General features: G+C 64.6%; 32 protein-coding genes and 1 pseudogene. 17 read left to right on the top strand and 16 right to left on the bottom strand.

Annotated features, from left to right (window positions below):
* Window positions 1–7 precede the first annotated feature (7 nt).
* From KBY57_RS09400 to queA, 5 genes are all read left to right on the top strand, one after another.
* A complete protein-coding gene (locus KBY57_RS09400; RefSeq protein ID WP_254995569.1) occupies window positions 8–1,951 on the top strand; it encodes an AMP-binding protein in 1,944 nt (647 codons plus the stop codon).
* 68 nt (window positions 1,952–2,019) lie between these two features.
* Window positions 2,020–2,463 carry a YlqD family protein gene (locus KBY57_RS09395; RefSeq protein ID WP_094560163.1) on the top strand — a complete coding sequence of 148 codons (444 nt, stop codon included), beginning with the start codon at window positions 2,020–2,022 and terminating at the stop codon, window positions 2,461–2,463.
* 76 nt (window positions 2,464–2,539) lie between these two features.
* Window positions 2,540–3,889: a dihydrolipoamide acetyltransferase family protein gene (locus tag KBY57_RS09390; RefSeq protein ID WP_254995568.1), complete on the top strand. Its 1,350-nt coding sequence runs from the start codon at window positions 2,540–2,542 to the stop codon at window positions 3,887–3,889.
* A gap of 13 nt (window positions 3,890–3,902) precedes the next feature.
* Window positions 3,903–5,768: an APC family permease gene (locus KBY57_RS09385; RefSeq protein WP_254995566.1), complete on the top strand. Its 1,866-nt coding sequence runs from the start codon at window positions 3,903–3,905 to the stop codon at window positions 5,766–5,768.
* A 16-nt stretch (window positions 5,769–5,784) separates the two neighbouring features.
* Entirely contained in the window at window positions 5,785–6,942 is a 1,158-nt protein-coding gene (gene queA, locus KBY57_RS09380) for a tRNA preQ1(34) S-adenosylmethionine ribosyltransferase-isomerase QueA (RefSeq protein WP_254995564.1), read from the top strand.
* On the opposite strand, the gene KBY57_RS09375 is transcribed toward queA, so the two are convergent.
* The 6 genes from KBY57_RS09375 to KBY57_RS09350 all read right to left on the bottom strand — a co-directional run bounded on the left by KBY57_RS09375 (window position 6,884) and on the right by KBY57_RS09350 (window position 10,653).
* Window positions 6,884–7,276, bottom strand: coding sequence for a type II toxin-antitoxin system VapC family toxin (locus KBY57_RS09375; RefSeq protein ID WP_254995563.1), 393 nt, complete (start codon window positions 7,274–7,276; stop codon window positions 6,884–6,886). The genes queA and KBY57_RS09375 overlap by 59 nt on opposite strands.
* Window positions 7,277–7,447: 171 nt before the next feature.
* A complete protein-coding gene (locus tag KBY57_RS09370) occupies window positions 7,448–8,428 on the bottom strand; it encodes an IS5 family transposase (protein ID WP_254995562.1) in 981 nt (326 codons plus the stop codon).
* A 68-nt stretch (window positions 8,429–8,496) separates the two neighbouring features.
* Window positions 8,497–8,769: a type II toxin-antitoxin system Phd/YefM family antitoxin gene (locus KBY57_RS09365; protein WP_254995561.1), complete on the bottom strand. Its 273-nt coding sequence runs from the start codon at window positions 8,767–8,769 to the stop codon at window positions 8,497–8,499.
* Between the two features lie 117 nt (window positions 8,770–8,886).
* Entirely contained in the window at window positions 8,887–9,486 is a 600-nt protein-coding gene (locus KBY57_RS09360; RefSeq protein WP_254995560.1) for a superoxide dismutase, read from the bottom strand.
* Window positions 9,487–9,586: 100 nt separating this feature from the next.
* Entirely contained in the window at window positions 9,587–10,228 is a 642-nt protein-coding gene (locus tag KBY57_RS09355; protein WP_254995559.1) for an FKBP-type peptidyl-prolyl cis-trans isomerase, read from the bottom strand.
* A gap of 68 nt (window positions 10,229–10,296) precedes the next feature.
* Complete coding sequence (locus tag KBY57_RS09350) at window positions 10,297–10,653, bottom strand: phasin family protein (RefSeq protein WP_254995558.1); 357 nt, start codon at window positions 10,651–10,653, stop codon at window positions 10,297–10,299.
* Window positions 10,654–10,767: 114 nt separating this feature from the next.
* Here KBY57_RS09350 and KBY57_RS09345 point away from each other — a divergent pair, with 114 nt between their 5' ends.
* Entirely contained in the window at window positions 10,768–12,204 is a 1,437-nt protein-coding gene (locus KBY57_RS09345) for a nitrilase-related carbon-nitrogen hydrolase (RefSeq protein WP_254995556.1), read from the top strand.
* On the opposite strand, the gene KBY57_RS09340 is transcribed toward KBY57_RS09345, so the two are convergent.
* Genes KBY57_RS09340 through KBY57_RS09330 form a run of 3 tightly spaced genes read right to left on the bottom strand, consistent with a single transcriptional unit; the run spans window position 12,129 to window position 13,271 of the window.
* On the bottom strand, window positions 12,129–12,584 hold the full coding sequence (locus tag KBY57_RS09340) for a FluC/FEX family fluoride channel (RefSeq protein ID WP_254995554.1): 456 nt from the start codon (window positions 12,582–12,584) through the stop codon (window positions 12,129–12,131). The two genes, KBY57_RS09345 and KBY57_RS09340, sit on opposite strands and share 76 nt — an antisense overlap.
* A complete protein-coding gene (locus tag KBY57_RS09335; protein ID WP_094560171.1) occupies window positions 12,581–12,970 on the bottom strand; it encodes a fluoride efflux transporter FluC in 390 nt (129 codons plus the stop codon). The genes KBY57_RS09340 and KBY57_RS09335 overlap by 4 nt, the downstream gene beginning before the upstream one ends.
* Before the next feature lie 55 nt (window positions 12,971–13,025).
* Entirely contained in the window at window positions 13,026–13,271 is a 246-nt protein-coding gene (locus KBY57_RS09330) for a DUF2811 domain-containing protein (protein ID WP_254995551.1), read from the bottom strand.
* Window positions 13,272–13,709: 438 nt separating this feature from the next.
* On the opposite strand from KBY57_RS09330, the gene KBY57_RS09325 reads away from it, so the two are divergent.
* On the top strand, window positions 13,710–13,853 hold the full coding sequence (locus KBY57_RS09325; protein WP_254936282.1) for a chlorophyll a/b-binding protein: 144 nt from the start codon (window positions 13,710–13,712) through the stop codon (window positions 13,851–13,853).
* Between the two features lie 95 nt (window positions 13,854–13,948).
* On the opposite strand, the gene KBY57_RS09320 is transcribed toward KBY57_RS09325, so the two are convergent.
* Complete coding sequence (locus KBY57_RS09320) at window positions 13,949–14,599, bottom strand: class I SAM-dependent methyltransferase (RefSeq protein WP_254995550.1); 651 nt, start codon at window positions 14,597–14,599, stop codon at window positions 13,949–13,951.
* A 124-nt stretch (window positions 14,600–14,723) separates the two neighbouring features.
* On the opposite strand from KBY57_RS09320, the gene KBY57_RS09315 reads away from it, so the two are divergent.
* From KBY57_RS09315 to KBY57_RS09305, 3 genes are read left to right on the top strand one after another with little or no spacing between them, the layout of a single operon-like run.
* On the top strand, window positions 14,724–15,677 hold the full coding sequence (locus KBY57_RS09315) for an orange carotenoid-binding protein (protein ID WP_254995549.1): 954 nt from the start codon (window positions 14,724–14,726) through the stop codon (window positions 15,675–15,677).
* A complete protein-coding gene (locus tag KBY57_RS09310; RefSeq protein WP_254995547.1) occupies window positions 15,674–16,471 on the top strand; it encodes a fatty acid desaturase in 798 nt (265 codons plus the stop codon). Before KBY57_RS09315 ends, KBY57_RS09310 begins: the two co-directional genes overlap by 4 nt.
* A 41-nt stretch (window positions 16,472–16,512) precedes the next feature.
* Entirely contained in the window at window positions 16,513–16,839 is a 327-nt protein-coding gene (locus tag KBY57_RS09305; RefSeq protein WP_254988484.1) for a hypothetical protein, read from the top strand.
* Here the strand turns inward: KBY57_RS09305 and KBY57_RS09300 are convergent.
* On the bottom strand, window positions 16,836–17,018 hold the full coding sequence (locus tag KBY57_RS09300; protein ID WP_254995546.1) for a hypothetical protein: 183 nt from the start codon (window positions 17,016–17,018) through the stop codon (window positions 16,836–16,838). The genes KBY57_RS09305 and KBY57_RS09300 overlap by 4 nt on opposite strands.
* A 4-nt stretch (window positions 17,019–17,022) precedes the next feature.
* A complete protein-coding gene (locus KBY57_RS09295; protein WP_254995545.1) occupies window positions 17,023–17,454 on the bottom strand; it encodes an RrF2 family transcriptional regulator in 432 nt (143 codons plus the stop codon).
* Window positions 17,455–17,524: 70 nt separating this feature from the next.
* Between KBY57_RS09295 and chrA the strand changes: the two genes are divergently transcribed.
* Window positions 17,525–18,868, top strand: a complete 1,344-nt coding sequence (gene chrA, locus KBY57_RS09290; RefSeq protein WP_254995544.1) for a chromate efflux transporter — start codon at window positions 17,525–17,527, stop codon at window positions 18,866–18,868.
* 257 nt (window positions 18,869–19,125) lie between these two features.
* On the opposite strand, the pseudogene KBY57_RS09285 reads toward chrA, so the two are convergent.
* Window positions 19,126–19,299: pseudogene (locus tag KBY57_RS09285) on the bottom strand (DUF433 domain-containing protein); the annotation flags it as partial.
* Window positions 19,300–20,461: 1,162 nt separating this feature from the next.
* On the opposite strand from KBY57_RS09285, the gene KBY57_RS09280 reads away from it, so the two are divergent.
* From KBY57_RS09280 to KBY57_RS09255, 6 genes are all read left to right on the top strand, one after another.
* Entirely contained in the window at window positions 20,462–21,235 is a 774-nt protein-coding gene (locus tag KBY57_RS09280; RefSeq protein ID WP_254995543.1) for a hypothetical protein, read from the top strand.
* A 187-nt stretch (window positions 21,236–21,422) separates the two neighbouring features.
* Window positions 21,423–21,569: a hypothetical protein gene (locus KBY57_RS09275; RefSeq protein ID WP_254988492.1), complete on the top strand. Its 147-nt coding sequence runs from the start codon at window positions 21,423–21,425 to the stop codon at window positions 21,567–21,569.
* Complete coding sequence (locus tag KBY57_RS09270; protein ID WP_254988493.1) at window positions 21,562–21,732, top strand: hypothetical protein; 171 nt, start codon at window positions 21,562–21,564, stop codon at window positions 21,730–21,732. Before KBY57_RS09275 ends, KBY57_RS09270 begins: the two co-directional genes overlap by 8 nt.
* Window positions 21,732–22,082: a hypothetical protein gene (locus KBY57_RS09265; RefSeq protein ID WP_254995542.1), complete on the top strand. Its 351-nt coding sequence runs from the start codon at window positions 21,732–21,734 to the stop codon at window positions 22,080–22,082. The genes KBY57_RS09270 and KBY57_RS09265 overlap by 1 nt, the downstream gene beginning before the upstream one ends.
* Window positions 22,079–22,249 carry a hypothetical protein gene (locus KBY57_RS09260; protein ID WP_254995541.1) on the top strand — a complete coding sequence of 57 codons (171 nt, stop codon included), beginning with the start codon at window positions 22,079–22,081 and terminating at the stop codon, window positions 22,247–22,249. The genes KBY57_RS09265 and KBY57_RS09260 overlap by 4 nt, the downstream gene beginning before the upstream one ends.
* A gap of 244 nt (window positions 22,250–22,493) precedes the next feature.
* Window positions 22,494–22,802, top strand: coding sequence for a hypothetical protein (locus KBY57_RS09255; RefSeq protein WP_254995540.1), 309 nt, complete (start codon window positions 22,494–22,496; stop codon window positions 22,800–22,802).
* Between the two features lie 655 nt (window positions 22,803–23,457).
* Here KBY57_RS09255 and KBY57_RS09250 read toward each other — a convergent pair.
* From KBY57_RS09250 to KBY57_RS09240, 3 genes are all read right to left on the bottom strand, one after another.
* Window positions 23,458–24,207, bottom strand: a complete 750-nt coding sequence (locus KBY57_RS09250; protein WP_254995539.1) for a hypothetical protein — start codon at window positions 24,205–24,207, stop codon at window positions 23,458–23,460.
* A 656-nt stretch (window positions 24,208–24,863) separates the two neighbouring features.
* Entirely contained in the window at window positions 24,864–25,484 is a 621-nt protein-coding gene (locus tag KBY57_RS14290) for a helix-hairpin-helix domain-containing protein (protein WP_254995538.1), read from the bottom strand.
* Window positions 25,481–26,005 (bottom strand): hypothetical protein, encoded by a 525-nt coding sequence (locus tag KBY57_RS09240; RefSeq protein WP_254995537.1) that lies wholly within the window; start codon window positions 26,003–26,005, stop codon window positions 25,481–25,483. Before KBY57_RS09240 ends, KBY57_RS14290 begins: the two co-directional genes overlap by 4 nt.
* Between the last annotated feature and the right edge of the window lie 230 nt (window positions 26,006–26,235).

The raw sequence follows: 26,235 nt of genomic DNA, 5'->3' as shown, positions 1-26,235 counted from the left end.
TCTCGCCATGGCCCGCGCCGTCTCCCCCGCTGAGATCCACTGGACTGGCAGCCGCCCCGATCAGCAGGCCCTGGCCCGTCGCAGCGACTGGAGTGGGCTCACCGGCCTGGAGCAACTCTGGCCCGTGCTGGCCGAGCGCCACGGTGAGGCCCTGGCCCTGGAAGCCCCCCACGCGGCCACGCCGGAGCAGCTCAGCTACCGCCAGCTGCACCAGCGCATCGAGCAGGCCGCGGCGGCCTTCGCCGGCCTCGGGGTGGGTGCGGGGGAGGTGGTGGCCCTGTTCGCCGAAAACAGCCCCCGCTGGCTGCAGGCGGATCAGGGGCTGATGCGGGCCGGCGCCGCCGATGCGGTGCGGGGCAGCGCCGCGCCGGTGGAGGAGCTGCGCTACATCCTCGACGACTCCGGCGCCGCGGGCCTGGTGGTGGAGTCGGCGGCGTTGCTGGAGAAGCTCGCCCTCGAGGACACCCGACTGGCCCGGCTGCGCTTCGTGCTGGTGTTAGAGGGCGAACGGGGGGAGGGAGCGCCGCCGGTGCCCTGCCTGAGCTGGGGCGAACTGCTCGAGCGCGGGGCGGCGGCGTTGGCCTCCGGCACGCCGGCCCCGCCCCCGCCAGGGGATGGGGCCCGCCTCGCCACGATCCTGTACACCTCCGGCACCACGGGGCAGCCCAAGGGCGTGCCCCTCAGCCACGCCAACCTGCTGCACCAGCTGCGGCATCTGGGGGTCGCCGTGGCCCCCCGGCCCGGCGACCGCGTGGTGAGCGTGCTGCCGATCTGGCATTCCTACGAGCGCAGTGCCGAATATTTCCTGCTGGCCTGTGGCTGCCGGCAGACCTACACCACCCTCAAGCAGTTGCGTGCCGATCTGCAGTGGGTGCGGCCCCATTACCTGATCAGCGTGCCGCGCCTGTGGGAGGCCCTGCTCTCCGGCTTCGACGATGCCTTGGCGGCGATGCCGGCCTCGCGGCAGCGGTTGCTACGGGCCGCCCTGGCCAACAGCCGCGCCTACGGCCAGCAGCGCCGCCAGGCCTTCGATCTCACCTTGACGCCAGAGGGCTGGCCGGCACGGGTTGGGGCCGCGGGGCTGGCGTTGTTGCGCTGGCCGCTGCACCGGCTGGCGGCGGCGCTGCTGTGGCCCAAATTGCGCCAGCAATTGGTGGGCGGGCGGTTGCGCACCGCCATCAGCGGCGGCGGCGCCCTGGCCCTGCACGTGGATGGCTTTTTCGAGGCGATCGGCATCGAGCTGCTGGTGGGCTACGGCCTCACCGAAACCAGCCCGGTGCTCACCTGCCGCCGCAGCTGGGCCAACCGCCGCGGCAGTGCCGGCCAGCCGCTGCCGGCCACCAGCCTGCGGATCGTTGATCCCGAAACCGGCGCCCTCCTGGCCCTTGGCCAGCGGGGCCGGGTGCTGGCCCGCGGCCCCCAGGTGATGGCGGGCTACTGGCGCAAGCCTGAGGCCACCGCTGCGGTGCTGGATGGCGAGGGTTGGTTTGATACCGGCGATCTGGGCCAGTTGCTGCCCGATAGCTCCCTGGTGCTCACCGGCCGGGCCAAGGACACGATTGTGCTGAGCAGCGGCGAGAACATCGAGCCCGGCCCGCTGGAGGAGGCCCTGGTGGCCAGTCCCCTGATCGAGCAGGTGATGGTGGTGGGTCAGGACCGCAAGCAGCTCGGCGCCCTGCTGGTGCCCAAGCCCGAAGCCCTGGCTGGCTTCGCGGCCGCGGCCGGCCTCGCCCCAGGGGAGGCCGCCCTGCTGCGGGCCCTCACCCGCGAGTGCAACCGGCTGCTGGCTGCTCGCCCGGGCTCCCGGCCGGATGAGCGCCTGGCCGGGGTGGCCTTGGTGGAGCCCTTCAGCCTCGACAACGGCCTGCTGACCCAGACCCTCAAGCAGCGCCGCGACCGCATCGCTGCTCGGGATGGCGAGGCGATCGCTGCGATCTACACGCCCCGGTGAGGTGCGGCCAACCGACCGTTGACCCCCGCCCGCCGCGCTGACAGCCTGAGCGCTGCTTTGCACCCCCCATGGCTGACGGCTCCCTGACGATCAAGCGCACGATTACTGTGCGTGCCGTGGTCACGCCCCGCTGGAAAGAGGATGCCGAGCGGGAGCTGAGCAACGCCATCGCCAACGTCGATGGTCAGCTGTCCCAGCTGGAGCAGGAGGGGCAGCAGCTGGTCGACGAGATCCGACGCCAGAGCGCCAACCCGCTCGATCCGCGGGTGCAGGACCAGGTGGCTTCGGTGCAGCAGCAGGTGGCCGCCAAGCGGGCCGAGCTGGAAGAGCAGAAACGTCAGATGCTCGAGCAGCAGCGCCAGGTGCGGGAGCTGGAGATGGAGCAGATCGTGGAGCAGGGGCAGATCGAAAGCCTGTGCGAGGTGAAGGTGGGCGACAACCTGGTGGAGAAGCTGCAGGCGGCTGTGCTGGTGCGCGATGGCGTGATCGAGGCCATCGAAGCCGGCGCCTGAGCAGCTCCACTCGCCGAGCCCAGGACCCCCAATCAGGAGCCACGTAAAATCCGCCCAACTGCGCGGCAGACCCCCGTTGGCCACCCACGAAATCTTTATGCCGGCCCTCTCCTCCACCATGACGGAGGGCAAGATCGTGGAGTGGCTCAAGAAGCCCGGCGACAAGGTGGAGCGCGGTGAATCCGTGTTGGTGGTCGAGTCCGACAAGGCCGACATGGACGTTGAGTCGTTCAATGAGGGCTTCCTGGCGGCGGTGCTGATGCCGGCCGGTGGCACGGCGCCGGTGGGCGAGACCATCGGCCTGATTGTGGAAACCGAGGCCGAGATCGCTGAGGCTGCGGCCAAGGCCCCCGCCGCTCCCGCGGCTGCGGCTGTTCCCGCACCGGCTCCCGCTGTGGCTGCTCCAGTGGTTGCCCCTCCGGCTCCTGCGACAGCTCCGCCAACCCCCGCTCCCGCTCCAGTGGTGGCGGCTCCGGTGGTGGCCCCCGCGTCGACGGCCAGCGGTCGGGTGGTGGCCTCCCCCCGGGCCAAAAAGCTCGCATCCCAGCTGGGTGTCGACCTGGGAGGCCTGCGCGGCAGCGGTCCCCACGGCCGCATTCAGGCCGACGACGTGCTCGCCGCCACCGGGCAACCGATCACGGTGCCCCGGGTGGCCGAGGGCTCGGGTCCGGCCGCCGTGGCGGCTGCCGGCGGCAACGGTGCAGCCCCGGCGGCTCCTGCGCCTGCCGGTGAAGCCTTTGGCCGGCCCGGCGAGAGCGTGAGCTTCAACACCCTCCAGGGCGCGGTGAACCGCAACATGCTCGCCAGCCTGGCGGTGCCCTGTTTCCGGGTGGGCTACACCATCACCACCACCAAGCTCGACGCCTTCTACAAGCAGGTGAAGCCCAAGGGCGTCACGATGACGGCCCTGCTGGCCAAGGCCGTGGGCGTGGTGCTGGCCCGCCACCCCCAGGTGAACGCGGCCACCAGTGCCGATGGCAGCGCCATGAGCTTCCCCGCCGCGGTGAATGTGGCGGTGGCGGTGGCCATGGAAGACGGCGGCCTGATCACCCCGGTGCTGGCGAATGCCGACAAGACCGACATCTATTCCATAGCCCGCAACTGGGCTGATCTGGTGAGCCGCGCCCGCAGCAAGCAGCTCCAGCCTGAGGAATACAGCACCGGCACCTTCACCCTGTCCAATCTGGGGATGTTTGGCGTCGATCGCTTCGACGCGATCCTGCCCCCCGGCACCGGCGCCATCCTGGCGGTGGCGGCCTCTCGCCCCACCGTGGTGGCCGGCAAGGATGGCTCCATGCGCGTGGCCAACCAGATGCAGGTGAATCTCACCTGCGACCACCGCACCATCTACGGCGCCCACGCTGCCGCCTTCCTCAAGGATCTGGCCCAGCTGATCGAGACCAACCCCGAAAGCCTGGCGCTCTGATTCTGATGCGACTGTGAATCAGCCTGCAGCCACCGCTCTGATCCGCTGGCTGTTCGGCAGGCCTCTGCCGAAAGCTGCCGCTGCCTCCGAGCGCCTGCCCAGCGTGCAGGCCCTGCCGATCCTCGCCTCGGATGCCCTGTCTTCGGTGGCCTATGCCACGGAAGCGGCCCTGGGGGTGCTGGTGCTGGCCGGCAGCCAGGCGCTGCGGTTGTCGCTGCCGATCACCCTGGCGATCATCGCCCTGATTGCCATCGTGGTGGCGTCCTATCGCCAGACGATCGAGGCCTACCCCCAGGGCGGTGGCTCCTACGTGGTGGCGAGGGAGAACCTGGGCACCGGCCCCTCGCTGCTGGCGGCTGCCGCCCTCTTGGTGGACTACACCCTCACGGCGGCGGTGAGCCTGATGGCCGGCACCCAGGCCCTCTCCTCGCTCTGGCCAGGGCTACTCCCCTATGAGGTGCCCCTGGCGCTGCTGTTGCTGCTGGCGGTGGGCTGGGCCAACCTGCGCGGCCTGCGCGAAGCCGGCCAGGCCTTCAGCATTCCCACCTACGCCTTTGTGGTGATGGTGGCGTTGCTGGCGGTGTTCGGCCTCCAGAACCTGGTGGCTGCCCATGGCTTCACCCCCGACGCCCCACCGGCCATCCGGGCCGTGGAGCCCCTGGGTCTGTTTCTGGTGCTGCGAGCCTTCAGCTCCGGTTGCTCGGCCATGACCGGCATCGAGGCCATCGCCAACGGCGTCTCGGTGTTTCGCGAGCCAGCCGCGCGCCGCGCCCGCGCCACGATGCTGGTGATGGGCCTGATGCTGGGGGCCATGTTCCTGGTGGTCAGCGGCCTGGCCTATCTCTACGGGGTGGCCCCCGATCCGGATCGCACCGTGCTGGCCCAGGTGGGCATGCGGGTGTTCGGTGCGGGCAGTGGGCTGTTCTGGGTGCTGCAGATCACCACCCTGCTGATTCTCACGCTGGCGGCCAACACCGCCTTCGCGGGCTTTCCGCGCCTGGCGGCGATGCTGGCCCAGGACCGCTTCCTGCCACGTCAGATGGGCTGGATCGGCGACCGGCTGGTGTTCCAGAACGGCATCGCCGTGCTGCTGGCGGCCACGGCCCTGATCATCCTGGTGTGCCGGGGCGACACCACCGTGGCGGTGAACCTGTACGCCCTGGGCGTGTTCATGGCGTTCACCCTCTCCCAGGCCGGCATGGTGGTGCGCTGGTGGCGCCGGCGCGGTGCCGGCTGGTTCGGTCGGCTGGCCATCAACGCGTTGGGGGCCCTCACCACGTTGGTGGTGCTGCTGGTGATCGTGGTGAGCAAGTTTGCCGAGGGCGCCTGGACGGTGGTCATCGCCATCCCCCTGCTGGTGTGGATGCTGGCCAGCATTCGCCGCCGCTATCGGCGCGTCTACGCCGCCATTGCCTTGCCTGCCGATGCCCAGGGAAGCGTTGTGCTGCCCCAGCGGCGCGATCCGGTGGGCAACCGCAGCATCGTCTGGATCGCCTCCTTCTCCCGTCCCTCCCTGGATGCTCTGCGCTACGCCGCCACGGTGTCGGATCAGGTCAGCGCCGTGTGGGTGCGCTCGGAGGGCGACGACATCGAGCTGATCCGCGGAGACTGGCAGCGGCTGGTGGGCGAGTCGCCCGGCATCAGCCTGCGGATCCTGGACAGCCCCTTTGCCTCTCTGATCGATCCGTTCGTGGCGTTTGTGACTGGAGAGCAGCAGGCCCACCCGGAGGTGAGCCTCACGATCGTGATGCCGATGGCGATCCCGCGCTATCGCTTTGATTCCCTGCTGCTCAACCAGCGCGGCATCAACATGCACCGGGCGCTCGATGCCAGCGGCAACCGGGTGTTCACCTTGGTGCGCTACTACCTGCCGGCATGAGCCAGGGCCTGCAGCCATGAGCGATCCCGCCGATCTGCGGCTCTCCAGCTACGACTTCCAGCTTCCCGAGGAGCGCATTGCCCAGCGGCCGGTGGAGCCCCGCCATGCCGCCCGGCTGCTGGCGGTGGACCCGCCCGGGGTGGGCCCTGCTCCCCTGGCCCGCCACCTCACGGTGTGGGAGCTGCAACAGGAGTTGCAGCCGGGGGATCTGCTGGTGGTGAACGACACCCGGGTGCTGCGGGCCCGCCTGGAAGCACGCCGGCCTAGCGGCGGTGCCGTGGAGCTGCTGGTGCTGGAGCCCTGGCAGGGTGGCCAGGGCCAATGGCTCTGCCTGGCGAAGCCCGCCAAGAAGCTCCGGCCGGGCGATTGGATCGAGGTGGTGGCCGAAGGGCAGTCGCCCCTGGCGGTGCAGGTGCTCGATAGCGACCCCGCCACCGGCGGTCGCATCGTGCAGTTTCCGCCGCAATACGCCGATGCGGCGGCCCTTGAACCGCTGCTGATCCAGTACGGCGCCATTCCGCTGCCGCCCTACATCCACGCGCACGACGCTTCCGACAACGAGCGCTACCAGACCCGCTATGCCGCGCGGCCCGGAGCGGTGGCTGCGCCTACGGCGGGCCTCCACCTCAGCGACGCGTTGCTGGCGGCGATCCGGGAGCGGGGCGTGGAGCTGGCCACCACCACCCTGCACGTGGGCCTGGGCACCTTCCGGCCGGTGGAAACGGAAGACCTGCGGTCCCTGGAGCTGCACAGCGAGTGGGTGGAGGTGACTCCGGCGCTGGTGGAGGCCGTGGCCGCCTGCCGGGCCCGTGGCGGCCGGGTGATCGCCATCGGCACCACCTCCGTTCGCAGCCTCGAAGCCGTGGCCCAGCTGCACGGCGGCGAGCTGCGGCCCCACACCGGCCCCGTGAATCTGGTGATCCAGCCTGGCTACCGCTTTGCCGTGGTGCAGGGCCTGCTCACCAACTTCCACCTGCCCAAGAGCTCCCTGCTGCTGCTGGTGAGTGCCCTGATCGGCCGCGAGCGCCTGTTGGCGTTGTATGCCGAGGCGATCGAGCGCCAATACCGCTTCTTCTCCTATGGCGACGCCATGTGGATCGCGCCGGAGGCGGTGCTCAGCGGCGCGCGTCCAGCAGGGGACAGTCATAGGCCTGGAAGGCCTGATCAGCGCTGAGCAGGGTGAGCGTTTCGCTGATCGACTGCGCCACGAGCAGGCGATCAAAGGGATCGCGGTGATGCAGGGGCAAGTGTCCCAGTGTCAGCAGGTGGGGCAGGTCGAGCTGGAGCAGCTCAAAGCCGCAGTCCTCCGCCCACTGGATGGCCTGGGCTGCCGAGAGCGGCATGTCGGCCCTGGCCAGGGCGTGTTTGATGGCGATTTCCCAGATCGATACGTGGCTGAGCAGCACCCTGCTGGCCTCCGTAAGGATCCGCTCCCGGCTGCGGCTGCCTAGCCGGGGATCGTCGCTGATCGCCCAGAGAAAGGTGTGGGTGTCGAGCAGCAGCTGCATTAAGGAATCTCTGGGCAACAGGGGTATTCACAGCAGCTGAATCGGCCAACCCACCGAAATTGGCATCTTTGCGCTGAGTGACGCGGTTTGCTGACCATTTGGGTGGGTTTTGGCACTCTCACTCTGTCCTGAACCTTTCAATAGCCCCTTTGGGGCACACCAATCCCCTCGTCATGCTGTTGCAAGCAAACGTCGACGGGCCAGGAACAGATTGGTCAAAGCTGCAATCACATTGATCTTGCAGCTGTTCTTGGCCAGGCCACGCAGACGGGTTTTCTGGAACCCGAATTGGTGTTTGATCACTCGGAACGGGTGTTCGACCTTGGCGCGGACATGTGCCTTGGCCGTTTCGATCAGATCTTGCAGCCTGCCATCGGGGGTATCAGGGAGGGCTCGGCGTTTGCCCGGTCGCATTGCCACCCGAAACTCCGCTGCCGTCCCTGCCATCTCGGGTCTCTTGGCAATGCCTTGGTAGCCGGCATCGCCGTACACCAGCTCCTCATCGCCATGCAGCAGCTCAGCCGCCGGGGTGAGGTCATGCACGTTGGCGGCCGTGGTGACGACTGAATGGATCAGGCCGGAGTCCTTGTCGACGCCGATATGGACTTTCATCCCGAAATACCACTGGTTGCCCTTCTTGGTCTGGTGCATCTCCGGATCGCGCTTCCCCTCTTTGTTCTTGGTGGAGCTGGGTGCCGCGAGCAAGGTGGCATCCACGATCGTGCCCTGCCGCATCGTCATCCCTCGCGCGCTGAGGTGGGCTTTGACCGTCTCAAAGATCCGTTCGCCCAGCTCGTGCTTCTCCAGCAGGTGGCGGAAGGTCAGGATCGTGGTCTCATCCGGGATCCGATCACTGATCAGCTCGATGCCGGCAAAGCGGCGCATGGTGGGCACCTCGATCAGGGCCTCCTCCATGGCCGGGTCACTGAGCGAATACCACTGCTGCAACAGGTGGGTGCGCAGCATGGTGGCCAGCGGATAGGGAGGCCTGCCGCCCTTCTTGCTGGTCTTGGGGTAGTGGGGCTCGATCAAGTCGATCAGCGCCTGCCAGGGCACCACCACCTCCATCTCAGAGAGAAACCTCTCCCGTTTGGTCTGCTTTTTGGCGGTGGTGATCTCGTAATCAGAGAAGCCGAGCTGCTTGCCTCCCATCACCCCAGTCCTGGTCTGCGATTACAGGGTCATTGTCCCGCGAATGGTGCCGGTTTTCCAGAGTCTCCTTAACCCTGCTCGAATAACTCGGCAATCAGGGGGTTAGCCGTATCGATCGACTCGGGAGCTGTGAACTCGCCCCTGGCCACCCCCAGTCGTCGTGGCCGCGGTGCGGCCTCCAGAGCGGTGAGCCTTGCCACCGGCCGGCCGTTGCGGGCGATCACCACCTCGCGCTCGGCGCCGGATTCGATGGCCTCCACCAACTTGGAGAGATGGGTTTTGGCTTCGAGCATGTTCACGAATCGGGCGGAGCCCGAACCAGCTGGGCTAGCAGCAGTCATCGCTCCACCGTTCCATTCGATCTAGCCAGGCTAAGCCAGACCAGACCAGACCAGGCCGGACTAGGTCAGCAAAAACCCCCGGGGTCGCCGGGGGTTTGAAATGAATGGGGCCCTGAATCAGGCAGCAGCCAGGTTGGCGGCCACGAAGTCCCAGTTCACCAGCTTCTCGAGGAAGGTGGTCATGTAATCGGGGCGGCGGTTCTGGTAGTCGAGGTAGTAGGCGTGCTCCCAAACATCCATGGTGAGCAGGGCCTTCTGGCCGTGGGCCAGGGGCAGGTCGGCGTTGGGGGTTTTGGTGACCTTCAGGGTGCCGTTGTCGAGCACCAGCCAGGCCCAGCCGCTGCCGAACTGGGTGGCTCCGGCGGTCTTGAACTGCTCGACGAAGGCTTCAAAACTGCCGAAGTCAGCGTTGATCTTGTCGGCCAGGGCGCCGCTGGGCTGACCGCCGCCACCGGGCTTCATGCACTGCCAGTAGAAGCTGTGGTTCCACACCTGGGCGGCGTTGTTGAACACACCGGCCTTGCTGGCATCGCCGGCCACGGCGGTGATGGTGTCTTCCAGGCTCTTGCCGTCCAGGTCGGAGCCGGCCACCAGGTTGTTGAGGTTGGTCACGTAGGCGGCGTGGTGCTTGCCGTGGTGAAACTCAAGGGTGGAGCGGGAGATGTTGGGCTCGAGCGCATCGAGGCCGTAGGGCAGCGCGGGCAGCGTATGGGCCATGGATGGGAAACAGAGGAAGGGGGCAGGGTGGATTGGCGCAGCACAGAATCAGCGCAACCCACCAACCAGAGCAGGCATCTTAACGATCGTGTTCTGCGGCTCAGCCGCCGATGCGCAGCAGTTCGACTTCGAAGGTGAGGGTGGCATTGGGGGGAATGACGCCGCCGGCGCCGCGCTCGCCGTAGGCCAGATCAGGGGGAATCACCAGCTTGCGCTTGCCGCCCACCTTCATGCCGGCCACGCCCTCGTCCCAGCCCTGAATCACCCGGCCACCGCCGAGGGGGAAGGAGAACGGCCCGCGGCCGTAGCTGCTGTCGAATTCGGTGCCATTGGCCAAGGTGCCGCGGTAGTTCACCACCACCGTTTCACCGGCCACGGCTTCGGCGCCATCGCCCACCACCAGATCGGTGATGCGCAAGCCGCTGGGGGTGGTGCGCTCCTTGGGAGCGTTGAGCTCGCCCCCGAGGCCGCTGGCCTGGGCGATCTCAGCGCCGCTGGTCTGGTCGTTGTCGCTGGCCATCACAAACAGGGTGGGGTTGGGGTCGTCGGGGTCCAGCTCGAAGCGGCTGGTCACGGCCGGCCGGGCCGGCGCGCTGGCCGGAGCCGGGCTGGAGAGCACGGCCGCTTCGGCAGCGCCACCGGGGTTGGCGGCCTGAACGGTGGTGGGATTCACCAGTTGGCTCACCAGGGCCAGCAGCAGGCAGGCCACACACACGGCCGAGCTGATCAGGATGTCGCGCATGGAACCCCGCAGGTTGAACTGATTCTGCCGGGCAGCCGGGTGGCGTGCTCCCTTCAGTCGGGACTGTCTCAGTCGGGAATGTCCAGTTCGGGCGGAGCTTCGGCGGCTGGTTGCTGGCGCAGGCTCCGCTCCAGACGGTCAATCCGGCCGCGCAGTTCATCGAGCTCCCGCTGCCGGGCCAGGCCCAGATCCTGAAGCAGCTGGTCTTTGTTGCGCTCCAGCTGGCGCTCGGCCTGCTGCTCCAGTTCGGGCGTTTCGCCCCGTAGGGCCTTCAGCACGTCTTCCACCAGGGCTGGGGCCTGGCTGGGATCGAGCTTGCCGCTGCGCACCCAGGCCTGGGTGACCGTGCGCAGTCGCTCCGACACCAGGGAGGTGGTGCCGAGGCCACGCAGCAGCAGTTGTTGGAGCGGGTTGTTCGGATCCATGGCGGCAAAGGGCGTGGGCGGCCCGGGGGCGGCACCTGTCTTCGTTCACCCTGGCGCTTCCTACGCTCACTGGCCATGGGCAATGACCGGCTAGGGGGGTGGTGGCTGGCCGGGATGTCCGGGCTGCTGGCGGGGTTGGCGCTGCCCCCCCTGGGGCTGCCGCCCCTGCTCTGGTTGGCGCTGGCGGGGCTGTGGGCCCTGCCGGGCTCGGCGATCGGGGCCCGGGGCGGGGCCCTGTGGGCAGGGGTTGCGGTGCTGGTGAGTCACCGCTGGTTGCTGGGGCTCCACCCCCTCGACTGGATCGGCGTGCCGGGCCCCTTGAGCCTGCCGCTGGCCATGCTGCTGCTCGCGATCTGCGCCCTGGCGGGGGCTGGTCTGGTGGCCCTCTGGGTGGCCCTGGCCCAGCGCTTCGACCCCCGCCGGCTGAGCAGTGCCCTGTTGTTGAGCGCCGGTTGGGGCCTGGCGGAGGTGCTGCTGGCCAAGGGGCCGCTGTTCTGGTTGGGGTTTGGAGCGGCGGCGCTCCCCGGCGACCGACCCCTGGCTGGCCTGGCCGCCCTCGGCGGCAGCGGCCTGCTGGCGACCCTGCAGCTGCTGATCGGTTGGGGCCTGTGGCGCTGCGCGACGGTGCCCCAGCCCCGGCGCTGGATCGTTGCTACCGCTGCTGGCGTGGTTCTGAGCCATGGCCTCGGTGCAGCCGTGCTGGCGGCGCTCCCCCTGGGCCTGCCTGCGGGGCAGGCCAGCTCCGGGGTGGAGCGGGTGCTGGTGCTGCAGCCGGCGATCCCCACGCGCCAGAAGTTTCAGTGGGCCCAGCAGCAGCGGTTGCAGCAGCGCTTAACGGCGGCGCTGGCGGAGGCGCAACAGCGCCAGGTGGATGCGGTGCTGCTGCCCGAGGGGGCCCTGGGGCTCGAGCCTGAGCTGGCGGCGCCGGTGCCGGTCGAACTGATCAGTGGTGGTTTCCGCTGGCAGGAGGTGGCTGGGGAGCCGCAGCAGCGCAGCGCCCTGCTGCGCATGGCTCCGGGGGAGCAGCAGGCCAGCAGTTGGCTCGACAAGCATCGGCTCGTGCCTCTGGGGGAATGGGTTCCCCTGGCTGGGCTGGGGCGATGGAGCGGTTTGTCGGCCGTGGGTGGCATCGAGCCGGGAGCGGCTTCGCGGCTCCTGCCCCGGCCGGCCGGGGCCATTGCCGGGGCCATTTGCTACGAGCTCTCCGATGGTGCCGCCCTGGCAGCAGCCAGCCGCGCTGGGGCGGGCTGGCTGCTGGCCAGTGCCAATCTCGATCCCTATCCCGCGCTGTTGCAGCAACAGTTTCAGGCCCTGGCCCAGCTGCGGGCGATTGAGACGGGCCGCTGGCTGGTGAGTGCGGCCAACACTGGCCCGAGCCTGTTGGTGAATGCCCGCGGCCGGGTGGTCGCCTCCCTGCCAGCGGGTCGGCCGGCCACGGGCGTGTTTGCCGTGCCCCGCCTGCAGACCCTCACCCCCTACGACCGCTGGGGCGAGGCTCCCTTGCTGCTGCTTGCTGGAGCCGCGGCGTGGCAGCGGCGGCCCAGGGCGTGACCCAGGGCCACCAGCACCAGGCCGCCCAGCAGGCTCGCCACCAGCACCAACAGGCTGTCCCAGGCCTCACCGGCCCGCAGGGCCCGGGCCAGTTGCAGCATCCAGGAGGAGAAGGTGGTGAGGGATCCGCAGAAGCCGATGCCGGCCCACAGCATCAGCCGCTTGCGCCGGGCGGACTGGGCCAGCACCAGGCCCAGCAGCAGGCAGCCCAGCATGTTGGCGATGAAGTCGGCCCCCACCAAGCCGCGCAGACCGCCGATTTCCGCCGTGCCGATGGTCTCGAGGCGCCAGCGCAGCAGGGCCCCGGGGATCGCTCCGGCTGCCACCAGGGCCAGATCGCGCAGGTCGCCACGGAGGCTGCGGGAGGGGGTGGTGCTCATGTCTCGGCCCCCAGGGAGAGGCCCGTCAGCATCGCCAGCAGCCCGCCGGCCACCGAACCCCCGGCCAGCACGGCCGCTTCGCGCCAGTGCCTGGCCACCAGCTCTGCCCGCAGTTCGGCCGAGAAGGTGGAAAAGGTGCTGAAGCTGCCCAGAAAGCCAGTGCCAATCAACAGCAGCACCCGGCGGGATGCGTCACCACAACTCTGCTCCAGGCCCACCATCAGGCCGAGGGCGAAACAGGCAATCAGGTTGACCCCGAAGGTGCCCCAGTGCCGCCTGGGCAGAACCGGTTCGAGGTGATCGACGACCCGGAAGCGGAGCCAGGCGCCCGGGACGGCGCCGATGGCCACCAGTAGGGCGTCAGCCCCTGGAGCTCCTGCGGCCATGGTTCAGCACTGATGCCCCATCAGTCTGCAGTTCTGGGTGTTGGGGCCGCCTCGCTCAAGGCTGGGTTGGTAAGGGTGTCGGATCCTGGCGGCGAAACAGGCCATCGAGGTAGTGGCGGGCCACAACGCGGTCCTGGCAGCCGTGCTGGAACAGGAAACCGGCTAGGGCGGCCTGCATCAGGCGGTACTGGTCCCACTGGGGATGCAGCCGGACAAACTCCCGCATCGCGTCGTACAGGTCTTCCGGAAACTGGTTTTCGACCGAGACGGAGTTGGGGGGGTGGTCCGGGATCTGGAGCATGGAGGCGGTGGCCTGAGCGAGCCCCCATCAGGCCACGGCACTGGCACCGCCGTCAAAGGGCGTCCCAACAGGCGAGTCTGGCAAGACCCACAGCCCCCAGGCCCGGGCCCCAGGCGCTTTCAGGTTTTTTTCCAGTTTGGCGTGAGCTCGGAAGTGGCCTGCGCAGAAGCGTCAAGGGGCCGGCCCGTTTTCCCCATCCCCGGGCTCAGACGGGTGATGGACGCGGCCCTTCCCCGTCTCGAGCCCTGTGGAAAAGACTCCCAAAATCTGGGGAGAAGGGAAACGGCTTGGGGAAAAGATCACTGCTCAGCAGTGGTGATCAATCCCAGGCGGGTCAGCAGGAGCGCTCATCACCGGGGGCCGGGGCCAGATGCACCCACCACCAGCTGCTTCAAGATCTGTTACGATCATATCAAGTTTCGTAACCAACGAACGTCAATGGCTGATTCCGCTTCCCGTTTCGGTTTTGTTGCCTTTGCTGAAACCTGGAATGGTCGCCTGGCCATGCTCGGTTTCGTGATCGGCCTCGGCACCGAGCTGCTCACCGGCCAGGGCATCCTGGGCCAGCTGGGTCTGGGCTGAGCCCCTCGGGCTTCGGCCCGATGAAAAGCCCGGCCAGCTCTGCTGGTCGGGCTTTTTTGTGCTGATTCAGAGCCTGCCGGTCTGATCGGAGTCGCTCACTCCGCCTTGGCAGCGATCACGGCAAAGAAGGGATCGCCCTTGCCGCCGATCCAGCCGAGCACGCCCGGCGCCGGGGTGTCTTCTGCCAGCAGCTGGGGCTTCGACCAGCCCTGAGCCAGCAGCACCTTCGCCACGGTGGCCAGGTGGTCGCGGTCGCCGCCCTCGGTCCAGATCTGGGGGGCTTTCTGGAAGAACATCCGGTTGCTGAAGGCCACGATCACCTCGCCCCGGAGCCGCACCACCCGCAGCAGTTCGGCGGCCACCGCTTCCGGTTGCTGCAGGTACTGCCAGCCGGCCACGATCAGTGCAACATCCACGCTGTTATCGGCCAGGGGCAGCCCCTGATCGGTGTTGAGGTTTTGCACCCAGTGGCGATCGAGCCGGGGGTTGGCCTCCAGTTCTTCGGCGTTGAGGCCGTGGCCGATCACCTCCTGGTAGGTGAGGTCTTCGGGCAGATGGCTGACCCAGCTGCTCATCAGGTCCAGCACCACCGCGCAAGGCGGGATCCGCTCGCGATACAGGGTGGTGAGGCGCGCCCGGAAGCTGGCATCGAGGTGATGCACGAACCGCGGCTCGGCGTAAAAGAGGGCGTCGTCGGACCGGTCGAGCTTGTCGCGATCGGCATCGCTCAGCACGGGAACAGGCACAGGCACGGGAGCGGATGGGGGCGCGGTCTAGGCGGGCGGGGCCGCAAATCAGATGCGCTTTACCAGGTGGGACCCTGTGAGGCTAGAGTTTGCAAATCTCTTTAACAATTGGGAGCGACGGCGCATGTTCACGCTTGAGAAAGCCACCCAGATCTTTCCCGACACAGTGTCGGCCGACGTTGTGCCGGCCATCACGGCCCGTTTTCGGCTGCTGAGCGCCGAAGACCAACTGGCGCTGATCTGGTACGCCTACCTCGAGATGGGCAACACCATCACCGTCGCGGCCCCCGGTGCTGCGCGCATGCAGTTTGCCGAGCCCTTGCTCAACCAGATTAAGGCGATGAACTTCGCCGAGCAGAGCGCGGTGATGTGTGAGCTCGCCAACCGCACCGACACCCAGATCGGCCGCACCTACTCCTGCTGGTCGGTCAATATCAAGTTGGGCTTCTGGTATCAGCTGGGTGATTGGATGGCCGCCGGCCTGGTGGCGCCGATCCCCGAGGGCTACCAGCTCTCGGCCAACGCCTCCGCCGTGCTGAGCTCGGTCAAGGGCGTGGATCAGGGTCAGCAGATCACCCTGCTGCGCAACTTCGTGGTGGACATGGGCTACGACCCCGCCAAGGGCGAAGGCCAGCGCGTGATGGAGCCGATTGCCGCTCCCACGCCCGAGGAGCAGCGCAAGCGCGTGTTCATCGAGGGGGTGATCAACCCCACGGTGAACAGCTACATGGACCTGCTCAACGCCAACGACTTCGACAACCTGATCGACCTGTTCCTGGCCGACGGCGCCCTGCAGCCCCCCTTCCAGAAGCCGATCGTCGGTCGCGACGCCATCCTGCGCTTCTTCCGCGAAGACTGCCAAAACCTCAAGCTCCTGCCTGAGCGCGGTTTTGCTGAGCCAACCGAGGGAGACTTCACCCAGATCAAGGTCACGGGCAAGGTCCAGACCCCCTGGTTTGGCGCCGGCATCGGCATGAACGTGGCCTGGCGTTTCCTGCTCAATCCCGAGGGCAAGATCTACTTCGTGGCGATTGACCTGCTGGCCTCCCCGGCTGAGTTGTTGAAGCTGGGCCGTTGAGCAGGGCTTTGCGCCCCAGCCAAAGCCGCCTGAGCAGCACCACCCATCGCGGTCTGCTGCTCGCAGCGGTCATTTTGCTCGCCTGGCTCGCTTCCCTGCTGGGGCTGCTCAGCCTCGATTTGGGCCGGCTGCACGGGGCGGCCCTGGTGGCTCTGGTGCTGGCGTCCACGCTGGGGAGAACCCTGCTGCAGACCGGCCTGTTTATCGTCGGTCACGACGCTATGCACGGCGTGTTGGTGCTGGAGCGGCGGGGCTGGAATGATCGCCTGGGTGCTGTTGCCCTGGCGCTCTATGCGGCTTTGCCCTACGTGGCTTGCCGCCGCAATCACCAGAGCCATCACCGGTTCACCGCCAGCGCGGATGATCCTGATTTCCATGGCGACCCCAGCGCCGGAACGCTGGGTTGGTACCGGCGCTTCATGGCTGGTTACCTTTCGGCGGGCCAGATGATGCGGCTGCTTGGCGGCTGGGGCTTGTTGGCGTTGATCGCCGGCCGGATCCACCCCGCGGGCTGGATCAACGTGCTGCTGTTCTGCACCCTGCCCCTGCTGCTCAGTTCGCTGCAGTTGTTTGTGTTCGGCACCTATCTGCCGCACCGGCGCCAGCGGTTGCCGCACCAGCAATCCCAGCCCGACAGCCTCGATCTGCCCCCCTGGCTTTCGCTGCTGGCCTGTTTTCACTTCGGTTACCACCGCGAGCACCACGACAGCCCGCATCTCGCCTGGTTCGAGTTGCCCGCCCAACACCGCCGCGCCCGCCCCTCTCGGCGGGACCCAGGGCTCGCGGCAGCCTGAACCCCCGACTAGCGTCCCTTTCAGGGCGCTTAAAGCAAATGATGGAGACCATGCTGGAGGGATGGACGGAATCGGAACAGGCCGTCGCCCGCGATGCCTTTGACCGCGCCTACGGCAGGGCTGTCGACCAATTGGTGGCGTCGGTGCAGGCCCAGGCAGTGGCGCTGGGCTCCGCCGAAACCGTGTGGGAGCTCCACGATTTTCTCAGCATCGAGCGGCACACGATTGAAGGGCGGTTTGATTTCCGCCTCGACGGCATCCTGTTTGTGTTTGCCAGTTTGGTGAAGGAAAGCCTGCTACAAATCGACGAACTGGCGGGTCTGGACGCTGAAAAATTGGCCAAGATCGAGGCCATGTCTCGCTTTTAGGCCCTGCTGTCTCCCCGCTTTGGCTGCGTCGGCACCGGTGGCGGTATGGGTTGCTGGAGCACAGGCAACAGGCTGTTGATGCCGAGCATCACAAAGGCAAGGGCCCCCACCAGCGCCAGCAGACGTAGCCCCCAGGGCCGACCTTGGTCGATGAGCCAGTCATCATCGGAATCGGGCATGGGCCTAGATGTAAAACATCGGCTGTGGCTGCCTGAGGGCATCCCGCTCCCGCAACAACTGGGCCAGTGAGGTGGAGGCGAGCAAAGCCTCTCGGGCCTGCTCCAGTTTCTGCTCAAGGGCCGTCAGCACCAGGAACGTGGCGTCGCCAGGATCGCCCTGCCGTTCGCTGTTGCGGCTCCCTTCCAGAACGTTGACCACGTCGGCAACGGTGATGCAGTCGGGATCCTTGGCGAGCTGAAACCCACCTCGTGGTCCGCGGATGCTGGTCAGCAGGCCGACTTTTCGCAGGTCGGTGAGCAGTTGCTCGAGGTAGCGCTCCGGGATGCCATGGCGCCGGCAGATCTCCCCGCTTTGCACCAAGGTGCCTGAGGGATAGGCTGCCGCCAACTCCATCAGGGCGACGAGTCCATAGTCGGTCTTGGCGCTGAAGCCCATGGCCGGGGATGGTCAACCGTCATTGTGTCAGCCCAAGACCGGTGGTATGGATGCAATGGCAGCTGACCCCGTGGCTCCCCAGCGTCAGGTGGACCCTGCTCCGGTGAGCCTGGCTGATGCCAGTCGCTTCTGGCTGCAGCTTGGGGTGGTGAGCTTCGGTGGACCCGCCGGTCAGATCGCCCTCTTGCATCGCGAGTTGGTGGAACGCCGCCGCTGGCTGAGCGAGCGGCGCTATCTGCACGCGCTCAACTACTGCATGCTGCTGCCAGGGCCGGAGGCCACCCAGCTCGCCACCTATCTGGGTTGGTTGATGCACGGCGTGCCTGGTGGCCTGATTGCCGGAGGGCTGTTCCTGCTGCCCTCGGTGCTGGTGCTGACGCTGCTCTCCAGCGTCTACGTGCATTGGGGCCAGTTGCCCCTGTTGGTGGCGGTGTTCGCGTTGCTCAAGCCAGCGGTGCTGGCGATCGTGGTGGTGTCGGCCTGGCGACTGGGTCGGCGTGCGCTGCGCTCGTTCTGGCTCGCCGGCATTGCGTTGGCTGCCTTTTTGGCCCTTGCGGTGCTGGGTCTGCCCTATCCCTTGGTGGTGGGTGTGGCGGCGCTCACGGGTGCCTTGGTTGGCCGCTGGCGTCCCGAGGCCTTGTTGCTCCCACCGCCGGTGGGCCCGGCTGTTGCGGGGCTGGTGCCAGGGCCGGCCCAAGCGCTGCTCCAGCCTGAGCCCATCCATGGCGATCACACGCCCACGCCCGCCCACGCCCGCTTCAACCGGCGACGCCTGGCCCGCACCCTGCTGATCTGGGCGCTGGCCCTGATCCTGCCGTTGGCGATGCTCACCGCAATGGCCGGCTGGAATGGCACCCTGCCGCTGATGGCCCGCTTTTTCACGCGGGTGGCCCTGCTCAGCTTCGGCGGGGCCTATGCGGTGCTTCCCTACGTAGCCCAGGGGGCGGTTGAGCAGTTTGGCTGGCTGTCGGCGGCCCAGATGGTTGACGGCCTGGCCCTGGGGGAGACCACGCCGGGGCCGCTGATCATGGTGGTGGCCTTCGTGGGCTTCATGGGCGGCTGGACCACCGGTGCCGGGGCTGTGGCCGCCACCCTGGTGACCGTGTGGTTCACATTTCTGCCCTCCTTCGGTTTCATCCTGGTTGGCGCCCCGCTGGTGGAGGCCAGCCGAGACAACCTCCGCATCGGCGCACCCCTCACCGCCATCACCGCTGCGGTGGTGGGCGTGATCGCCAGCCTGGCCCTGTTCTTTGCGGGCCCGGTGCTATGGCCTGCCGGGCGCTTCGATGCCGCGGCGGCTCTCGTCGCCGGCCTTGCGATGCTGGCTCTGGTGCGATGGCATTGGAGTGTGCTGCAGCTGATTGGTGTGGCCGCAGGCCTGGGTGTGTTGATGCAGTTGCTGGCCCCGCGGTGAGCGCGCCAATCCAACGCCTCATCACAATCCGATTGTGATCACGGCTACAGAACGAGACCACCCGACCATGCGATTTGCGTAACGGCGTCGGGAGCTTTTGCGCTCTAGGCAAAAAACACCCCGCCTGCCCGGGATCAGCCAGAAGGAGGCTGTTCTCGTGTCCCAGAAGTTGCGTTGCCGCATCGTGCGGGAGTCAGGTCATCCCACGCCATGCCCATCACCATGGGTGCCATCGCCCGCGATCCAGGCCTAACACTTCAGCAATTCCAAAACCTGCTCTGAAAAGACGAAGATTCCGCGACCAGCCGAGCGTACTCCTCTGTGACTCCTGGGAACAGCTCCACAACCTCAGCTAGGGAGACGCCGTTTTCTAGGTTTTCGAAGAGGGCCGCCACTGGAACCCTGGTGCCGCGAAACACCCAGGCACCTCTGACCCGCTGGGGACCCTGCTCCGCAGCGGTGCAGCCTGCTCAGCTGAGTTCGGTTTGCGTGTCCATGGCCACGATGTGGCCGACTTTCTCCTGGTGAGTAGCCCGTTGGTTTCGGGTTCCCGGGGATCTGGCGTTCAAGAAGCCGCTGCTTGGTGTTGCACCAGAAACGTCTCAATCCAGTCGTGGTGACGCCGTTGCTGATCCCATGCCCAACAGGAAGGCGCCCCGTGGGGGGCGCCTTAGCACCGGTTGCGGCGAGCCCGTCCTCACAACAGGAATTGCCGGTCGGGTGTCTGTGGTTCACGTATGGCCTTTCTGGGGCCTGGCAGGGAAGGAAAGGAGATCACGTTCGGGAGAAGAGATGCTCAAAGCTTGACCTTCTCGCTTGTGATCACGGCTCGGGCTATGCAGCCCAAGATTTCAGAAACGCTGAAAACAGAAGTGGCCTATCGCTCGTTGCGGCTACGGGCTGACGTTCGGGCAGCGCCAACGACTTCACTGGACTTGGCTTGACCAATTTCACCTCCACCACTGCACCGGCTCCGATCGACCGGGCCGGACTCTTTTGGAGAGTGAGGGACGGGTTGGCTACCGGGCCTCCCCTCAACTTCAAAGTACGCCTTTTGTGCGGCTGTGGGGGGGGCTGCTGGAGTGCCTGTTCCCGTACCTCCCAAAAATGCGCCCATCTCTGAACCCACGTCGGCGTTCGTGGCTTAAAACAAAAAAAGAGCCCGCCCAGAAACCCAGGCGGGCATTGCTTTTTGAAGGATGGAGCCAAGCGGATTCGAACCGCTGACCCCCTGCATGCCATGTAGAGGGCTGAACGGCTGTGATCGTAGCCAGCACAGTGGCTCTTAGGGTTTGTTGCACTTTGTTTTGCACCAAACCCTGCACCAAGATCTGGTGGACCTTTACGGCTCTCCTCGCATCCACGCAGCAAGTGGCCCAGGCGGGTGAGTAGGTGCGTCGAACTGTGCACCGGCAGGTGGCAGGCGCCTCTCGTTAGGTGCATGCTTGACGGATTGGTCTGTATGTGGCGGTGGCCTTTGCGGTGCTGTTCCTCTTGGTCTTGGTCGCCGGGTGGCTGTTGGCCAGATTCTTGTGGGGGTCGTCTCGCGGCCCAGCAGTATCTAGTAGCTCTGTCCGATACGGCATGGAGCCCATGGGCGACCCTAAGTCGTTCTCACGAATAGACCTGGTTGACGACTCTGCTCTTGCAGATGCGATTCGAGATGCGGAGATTGCGGTTAGAGATCTTTCTGCTCACCAGCGACTCCTTATTCAGTCGTTTGTAAGCGCTCGACGTGTGATGCTTGAATCCTTCGAGATTGCCGAAAAAACACAAGATGAGATTACCCGTGCAAGTCGTCTTGAAGTTGCAAAGAAAAGCCTGAATCAGATTGAGAAGCTTTCTTTGATAGATGAGTGTCCCTTGAGTTTGACCAACTCCAGGGATCTATGGAATGAATATCACAGGCTTTCTGCGGTAGTTGCTCCGGTTGTTCCAGAAGAATCGGATGTTGATATTTCTTCTTTCATTGGTAGAAGCTGGGGAGATGTCCTGGCCGAATTGACAGGTGGAGCCAATCTTGTTGATGGTAGGCAGACCTGGGAGCTTGCTGATGAGTACAAGCATGATTTATCCAAGATGTTGGAGTGCTGTAAGGCAGAGCTTTTGACTTTGGAGAGGGCTGGGCAGCTCCCTGCTCCGTTTTATTTTGAGCGAGCTGCCATTCTGTTCAGAAAAGTCAAGCAGTACAAAAAGGAAGTTCAGCTCGTAGAGCTTTACCTTGCCGCTGCAGATGCGTGGAGGCGCGCAGATCCGTCAGGGAGGCGAACTGTTTTAAGCGCTCGTCATCTGAAGTTAGAGCAGCGTCTCGATAAGGCCAGGCAGCTCGCTCAAAAGCAGCAGGCCAAGCTTGAATCGTCTGATTGAGATTCGCGCTTATTAGCGCCGCTAGTCTGTTGTTGTAAATGCCTCAGGCGTTATGGACAGTATTGCGCGCAAAGGGCCCGTATTGAGCAGGATGCTGCTCGAAAAAAGTGATATTGCTGAGCTGCAGGCTGAAGCTCGACTGGAGCTCCTTCAGCTTGATGATGACGTCCCATCTGTGCCGTCTCCGATGGCCAGTGCCCAGGCCCGCCGTGCTGCTGTTCTGGAGGTGGCGGATCAGATCCAGATGCAATCCGGGTCGCTGCTCGATCAGCAGGCCGCAGCACAGCGGGAGATACGGCAGCTCACCGACCTGATGGAGGTGCCCCATGGCTGAATCCGTGATTGATGCGGCGCTGCGGATCAGTGATGAGAAGCGCCAGATGGAAGCGGCCCAGCAGGACATCCGCATCCTGCGCGCATTGCTGAGTGTGCCGATCAGTGATGAACACCGGCAGGAACTGATCGCTGCGCTGCGTAAGGAAGGGGCGCTGAGTTAATGGCTGGCCCCAGCGTCATCCATCAGCGGCAGCAGGAGGCGCTCCGGATGCTGGGTGAGGGTTATGGTTGCACTGAGCTGGTGACCGCTCTGGCCGATCAGTGGGGGTGCTCACGCCGGACTGCGCGCCGATACGTCTACAAGGCTCACGCTGAGCTCGTGGATGACCTGGAGCACGTCGAGAAACACGACATGCTGGCCGCCTGCGTCAACCGTCTAGAGCGCATCGCCCGCAAGGCAGAGAAGGCTGGGCAATTTGCCGCCGCCGTAGGGGCAACCCGGTCGCTGCTGGATTTATCAACACGCTCTAGCCATCACCGCCTAGCCATGGGCAGGTTTGGCATGCCATGACGCTGATTGATTCCTTGCTGGCCCTGGAGCGCGCCGCCACCGATGTGGAATCATTCATTCCCGCCGATGCGGATGATGCGGCATTGGTAGAGCTGCTGGATGCATGGGGGCCGCCACACCAGCCGCACCCGAGAGCTGCAACTGCTGGATTGGGTTGCATGGATTAGAGACTGCGGCCAACGATGGGAGCGCCGGGCAGACCCGCATCCATCAGGTGAGGCCATGGCGGAATTGCTGCTGAGATGGGCGGCCCCGGTGTCCAAACCTGCTAGCTCCTAAGTGCCCTGCCCCTAGCGGCGGAGGTCAGCGTGGGGAGGTCCTGGGCCGAGACCCACTGAAGCCCGATGGGGGGCCACCACCATCGGGGGGCTTAGGTTTGATTAGAACAGTAATCAAAAGAAGGTTTGTTTCGTGGACGCTAAAAAAGGTCTGCTGATTATTGTGTCACTAGCAGCGGTTGGGGGTGTTATTGCTGCTGCTGCTGTGACCTACAAAAGTCCTACCGATCAGCTTTTAGAGCGCGTTAAGGAAGCGGCGGTTCCAAGCCCTTATTGCCAGGCGCTGGCTGAGCAACATCGCCAGCATCGCAATGCTTCAGAGGCAATGGGCCGCGAGCTGGATGCACAGACAGCTGGCCATAATTTTGACTATGCGGGTAAGACCAGTGCCTTAAGTGATGCAATGTATGAATCTCTAAAGAGAGACAATAACTGCCCTTGACAGCTACTTAAGCCCCAGGATTCTCCGCCTTTGCGCGTTTGCATCTTCCTCTCCTGGGGTGGGTGACTCTGTAGGGGAGGCCACAGCTACAGCCCCCTGGTGCTCTGCAAGGAGGCGGATGTATCTACGAAGTTTGAGATCTGGTAGGCCCACCTCAGTTTGCAGGTGTCGCCACCGCCCCCATTGGTCTTGGTATTCGATCTCAACTTTGATGGACACAGGACCTAAATACTCGTGGAGGATCCTCTTATAAGGCTGGAGGGCAGGGCATGGCAAGTATTTCGGGTAGATCTCCGTTAGAAATAATCAAAGAGGCAGTTCGTGCCAGGAATAGGAGGTTGATCCTTGATGCGATCACTCCTTTCTATGTCTTTCGCACGGACAACCAGCAGGTCCTTGCTAGTGGATTGTTGGGGTATGACGCTGCCCGTGAGAAAGCAAACCAGATCCGTCGTCAGCAGGGTTTGAAGTGGGATCAGGTCTCCTTTAAGTCGGAGAGGAAACCCTCTACCACTACAGCATCACCCCAGACTGATTCTCGGTCACGTGTTGATGTGGCTAGAAATTATAATCCGTCAAAACGGACCCGTTTCAGGGGCAGATACGACAAGGAGGGGAACTTCCATGACTTGGACTGATGTTTCATTTGTATTGTCTAATTCTTGTTTGGATTAAAACCTGCGTTCGATGAGTGGATCCAACCTTCAACTTTCTGCTCTGACTGGGTGACTATCTTATACCTAAGTGTCCTAAAATCTACATCCCCTGCCCTGAAAGACTCGTCGTATATGTCTATTATCTTTGCAGGTGTGCAGTTAGAAATATATGCTATTTCGTTCGACTTCATCCAATTCTTCGGGTCATTGGTTACTTGCACGTCTTTGGATATAGGATTGGAGTTCTTTAATATTACTATATCATTCCTCTGAGGTTCCTTGCGTAGCACCTTTTCCTCACAAGGTTGAAGAGTATTCTTTGTTTTGACTACCATTGTTGGGGATTGATCAGTATTGATTACTTCCTCTATTTGCTTTCTTGATACTTGGATTCCAGATCGGTTGCCATAAACATATTCTAGTGAGAGGTTGGAGAGCATCGCAATACCGCTCTTTTCATACGCACTAAAATCTGTCTTCAAGTTCATTTCTGCTATTAGTTTTTGTGGCCATTGGAAATAGGGACTTGCTTTAGAAAACTTGTACTTCTCAAACTCAGGGGTATTACGGATGTTGTCTAACTCTGATAGTTTTGCCTTGAGGAATAGTTGGCCGGGTGTTGGGTAGGTTTTGTCCTGTTGCTCGGTTTCTGTTGTTATGGGAGAACTTGATTGAGAGCATGATACTAACGCACCCCACAGAGTCAGCGGCAGCAGGACTAAAAGGATCCTTTTTATTGCTTTATCCATATCAGGGTCGTCTCCCAGTTCTTGTGGGTGTAATGGAAATCATAGTTCCTAAGAGTAGATACAGATACTGCAGCAGGTGCCAGTGTGTTGAAGGTCCTATCCCAGAGTGTGAAACCCTCCTCTGCGGCAATTCGGGCAAGGATGAAGTCCATGCTCACCATCCCCGGTCTGGGTTCCTTTCGAGTAGTGACCAGATCTCCCAGTAGATCTCCTCAACCTGTTCTGGGAGACCTTCGTGGCCTCCCTGAAGATCCGGAGGGATTTCATGGGGGTGGACCCGGATGAGCTTCACCTCCCGAACCTGTTTCTGGCCTGGAGACCCCGGGGCTCCGCCATCCATTGGGAGAGATGGGAGGCCCTCCGTCAGCTGGTCCTGGCCCACGAGACCCTGAGCATGGCCGCCTGGTCTGAAGCCCTCCACCACCTGGCTCTCCAGGTAGGGGTGGATGACCCTCCCCCGGACCACCGGCTGGAGATCGGCAGAAGCCAGGAGCTGCTGAAGGAGAACGCCTGGGCCACCAGACAGAGCAGCTGGCACCGGGGAGGAAGGCCGCGGCCAGGACCGGAAGCGGAGAGATCCGGAGATTTCTGAGCCTTTGCCTGGAGGAGATGACCTTTCCCTCTTCTGAACAAACCGAAACCACGAGAAAAGAGGGTTAAGGCCGGCCTCCTCCTCGGACCTTGGCCAGGAGGCCCTTGCCCAAGCCTGGGATGGCCAGAAGCTCTCCGTCTGAAGAGGCCTGGACCTCCGCCACGGTCCGAAACCCAGCCTGATAGAGCTTCTGTGCCATAGAGGCCCCTACGCCGGGAAGGCTCATCAGTGCGGAGATAAAAAAGGAATCAGGGAAGAGAGGGCCCCCTCTCTTCAACTTTCCCCACACCTTGCGATTCTCTGGTGTGCTGGTGGAAAGCTCTTTCAGCTCGGAGAGCTTCTGATCCAGGCCCTCTGCCGTCTCCACGATGTAGCGAAAGGATTTGAGAAAGGAGATGAGATTTCGCTCCTCCTCAGATCCGATCCGAACCGGCCCCCACTCTGTGGCTCGCCTTGCCGAGGTCGAAGGAGGAAGGATACCGGGATCGATTACCGGAACCCAGATCCCATAGGGATTGAACCCCGTCCCATCCGGGAGATGGGACTCAGCCGGGCCAACCATCGGGGGCTCCTGAGGCCCGGGAGAGAACTCCCCGTCCCGCTTCAGGTACGCAAGGGGAGTCCTGAGCTGAAGCGTGGCGGAGTAACGCCATCCAGAGATCAGGTCTGAGTCGTCAAAGCTCACCGCTCCACCCTCCAGCTGGTCTCCTGGCCATGCCGCCCGGATGGCCGGAAGCTGAACCCGTACCTGGAGAAGGTGGCTCCTCGGGGTTTGGCCCCCACCAGAAGCTGGACCTGAGAGGTGGGAAGCTCCCAGCTATTCCGGGCCGCTTTCGTCAGGAAGGAGAGCAGGCCATCCAGGTGGGAGACGGCCGCGGCCACCAGCTCCTCCGGAGCCTCCTGGTCCTCCTCGGGCTCCTCCACCACAGCCGAGGGGAAGTCCCGAGCAGCAGAGGGAACCAGAGCCACGTCTGGAGATGTCTGGAGACGTCCAGGGAAGACCTCAGGCTTACCGCCTCCCTGGATCCAGTCCTCCAGAGCCCGGAGCGCCTCCAGATGCTCCCGCTCCAGAAAGCTGTTCTGACCCACCCGAAGAGGCTTCACCCCGGCCTGGGCCATCCGTTTGTAGAAAGCCGCCCGGGAGAGGCGGCTCTCCTGCTGGACCGTGGCCACCGGGTGGCGATGGAGAGGGGTGGGATCGGCCATGGAGATGGGATGTCTGTGGATGTCTCTGGATCTCCGCAGAAGATGTCTCTGGACATCCGCGGATGTCTGCCTTAAGAGTTTGCTGAAAAACCCAGCCCGCGCAACAATGGGCCAACTGCCCACCTGAGATGCGAGGTCACCGGGAGCGCAGCGGCTCTCTGTTCTCCTACGTGTCGATCGAGGAGCGGATCCCGGCCAGTCATCCACTGCGGCGGATCCGGAAACTGGCC

It is taken from the genome of Cyanobium sp. Aljojuca 7D2, from assembly GCF_024346415.1.
Taxonomy (GTDB): Bacteria; Cyanobacteriota; Cyanobacteriia; order PCC-6307; family Cyanobiaceae; genus Cyanobium_A.
Note: the sequence above shows the minus strand (reverse complement) of the source record. Positions and strands in the feature narration are given on the sequence as shown.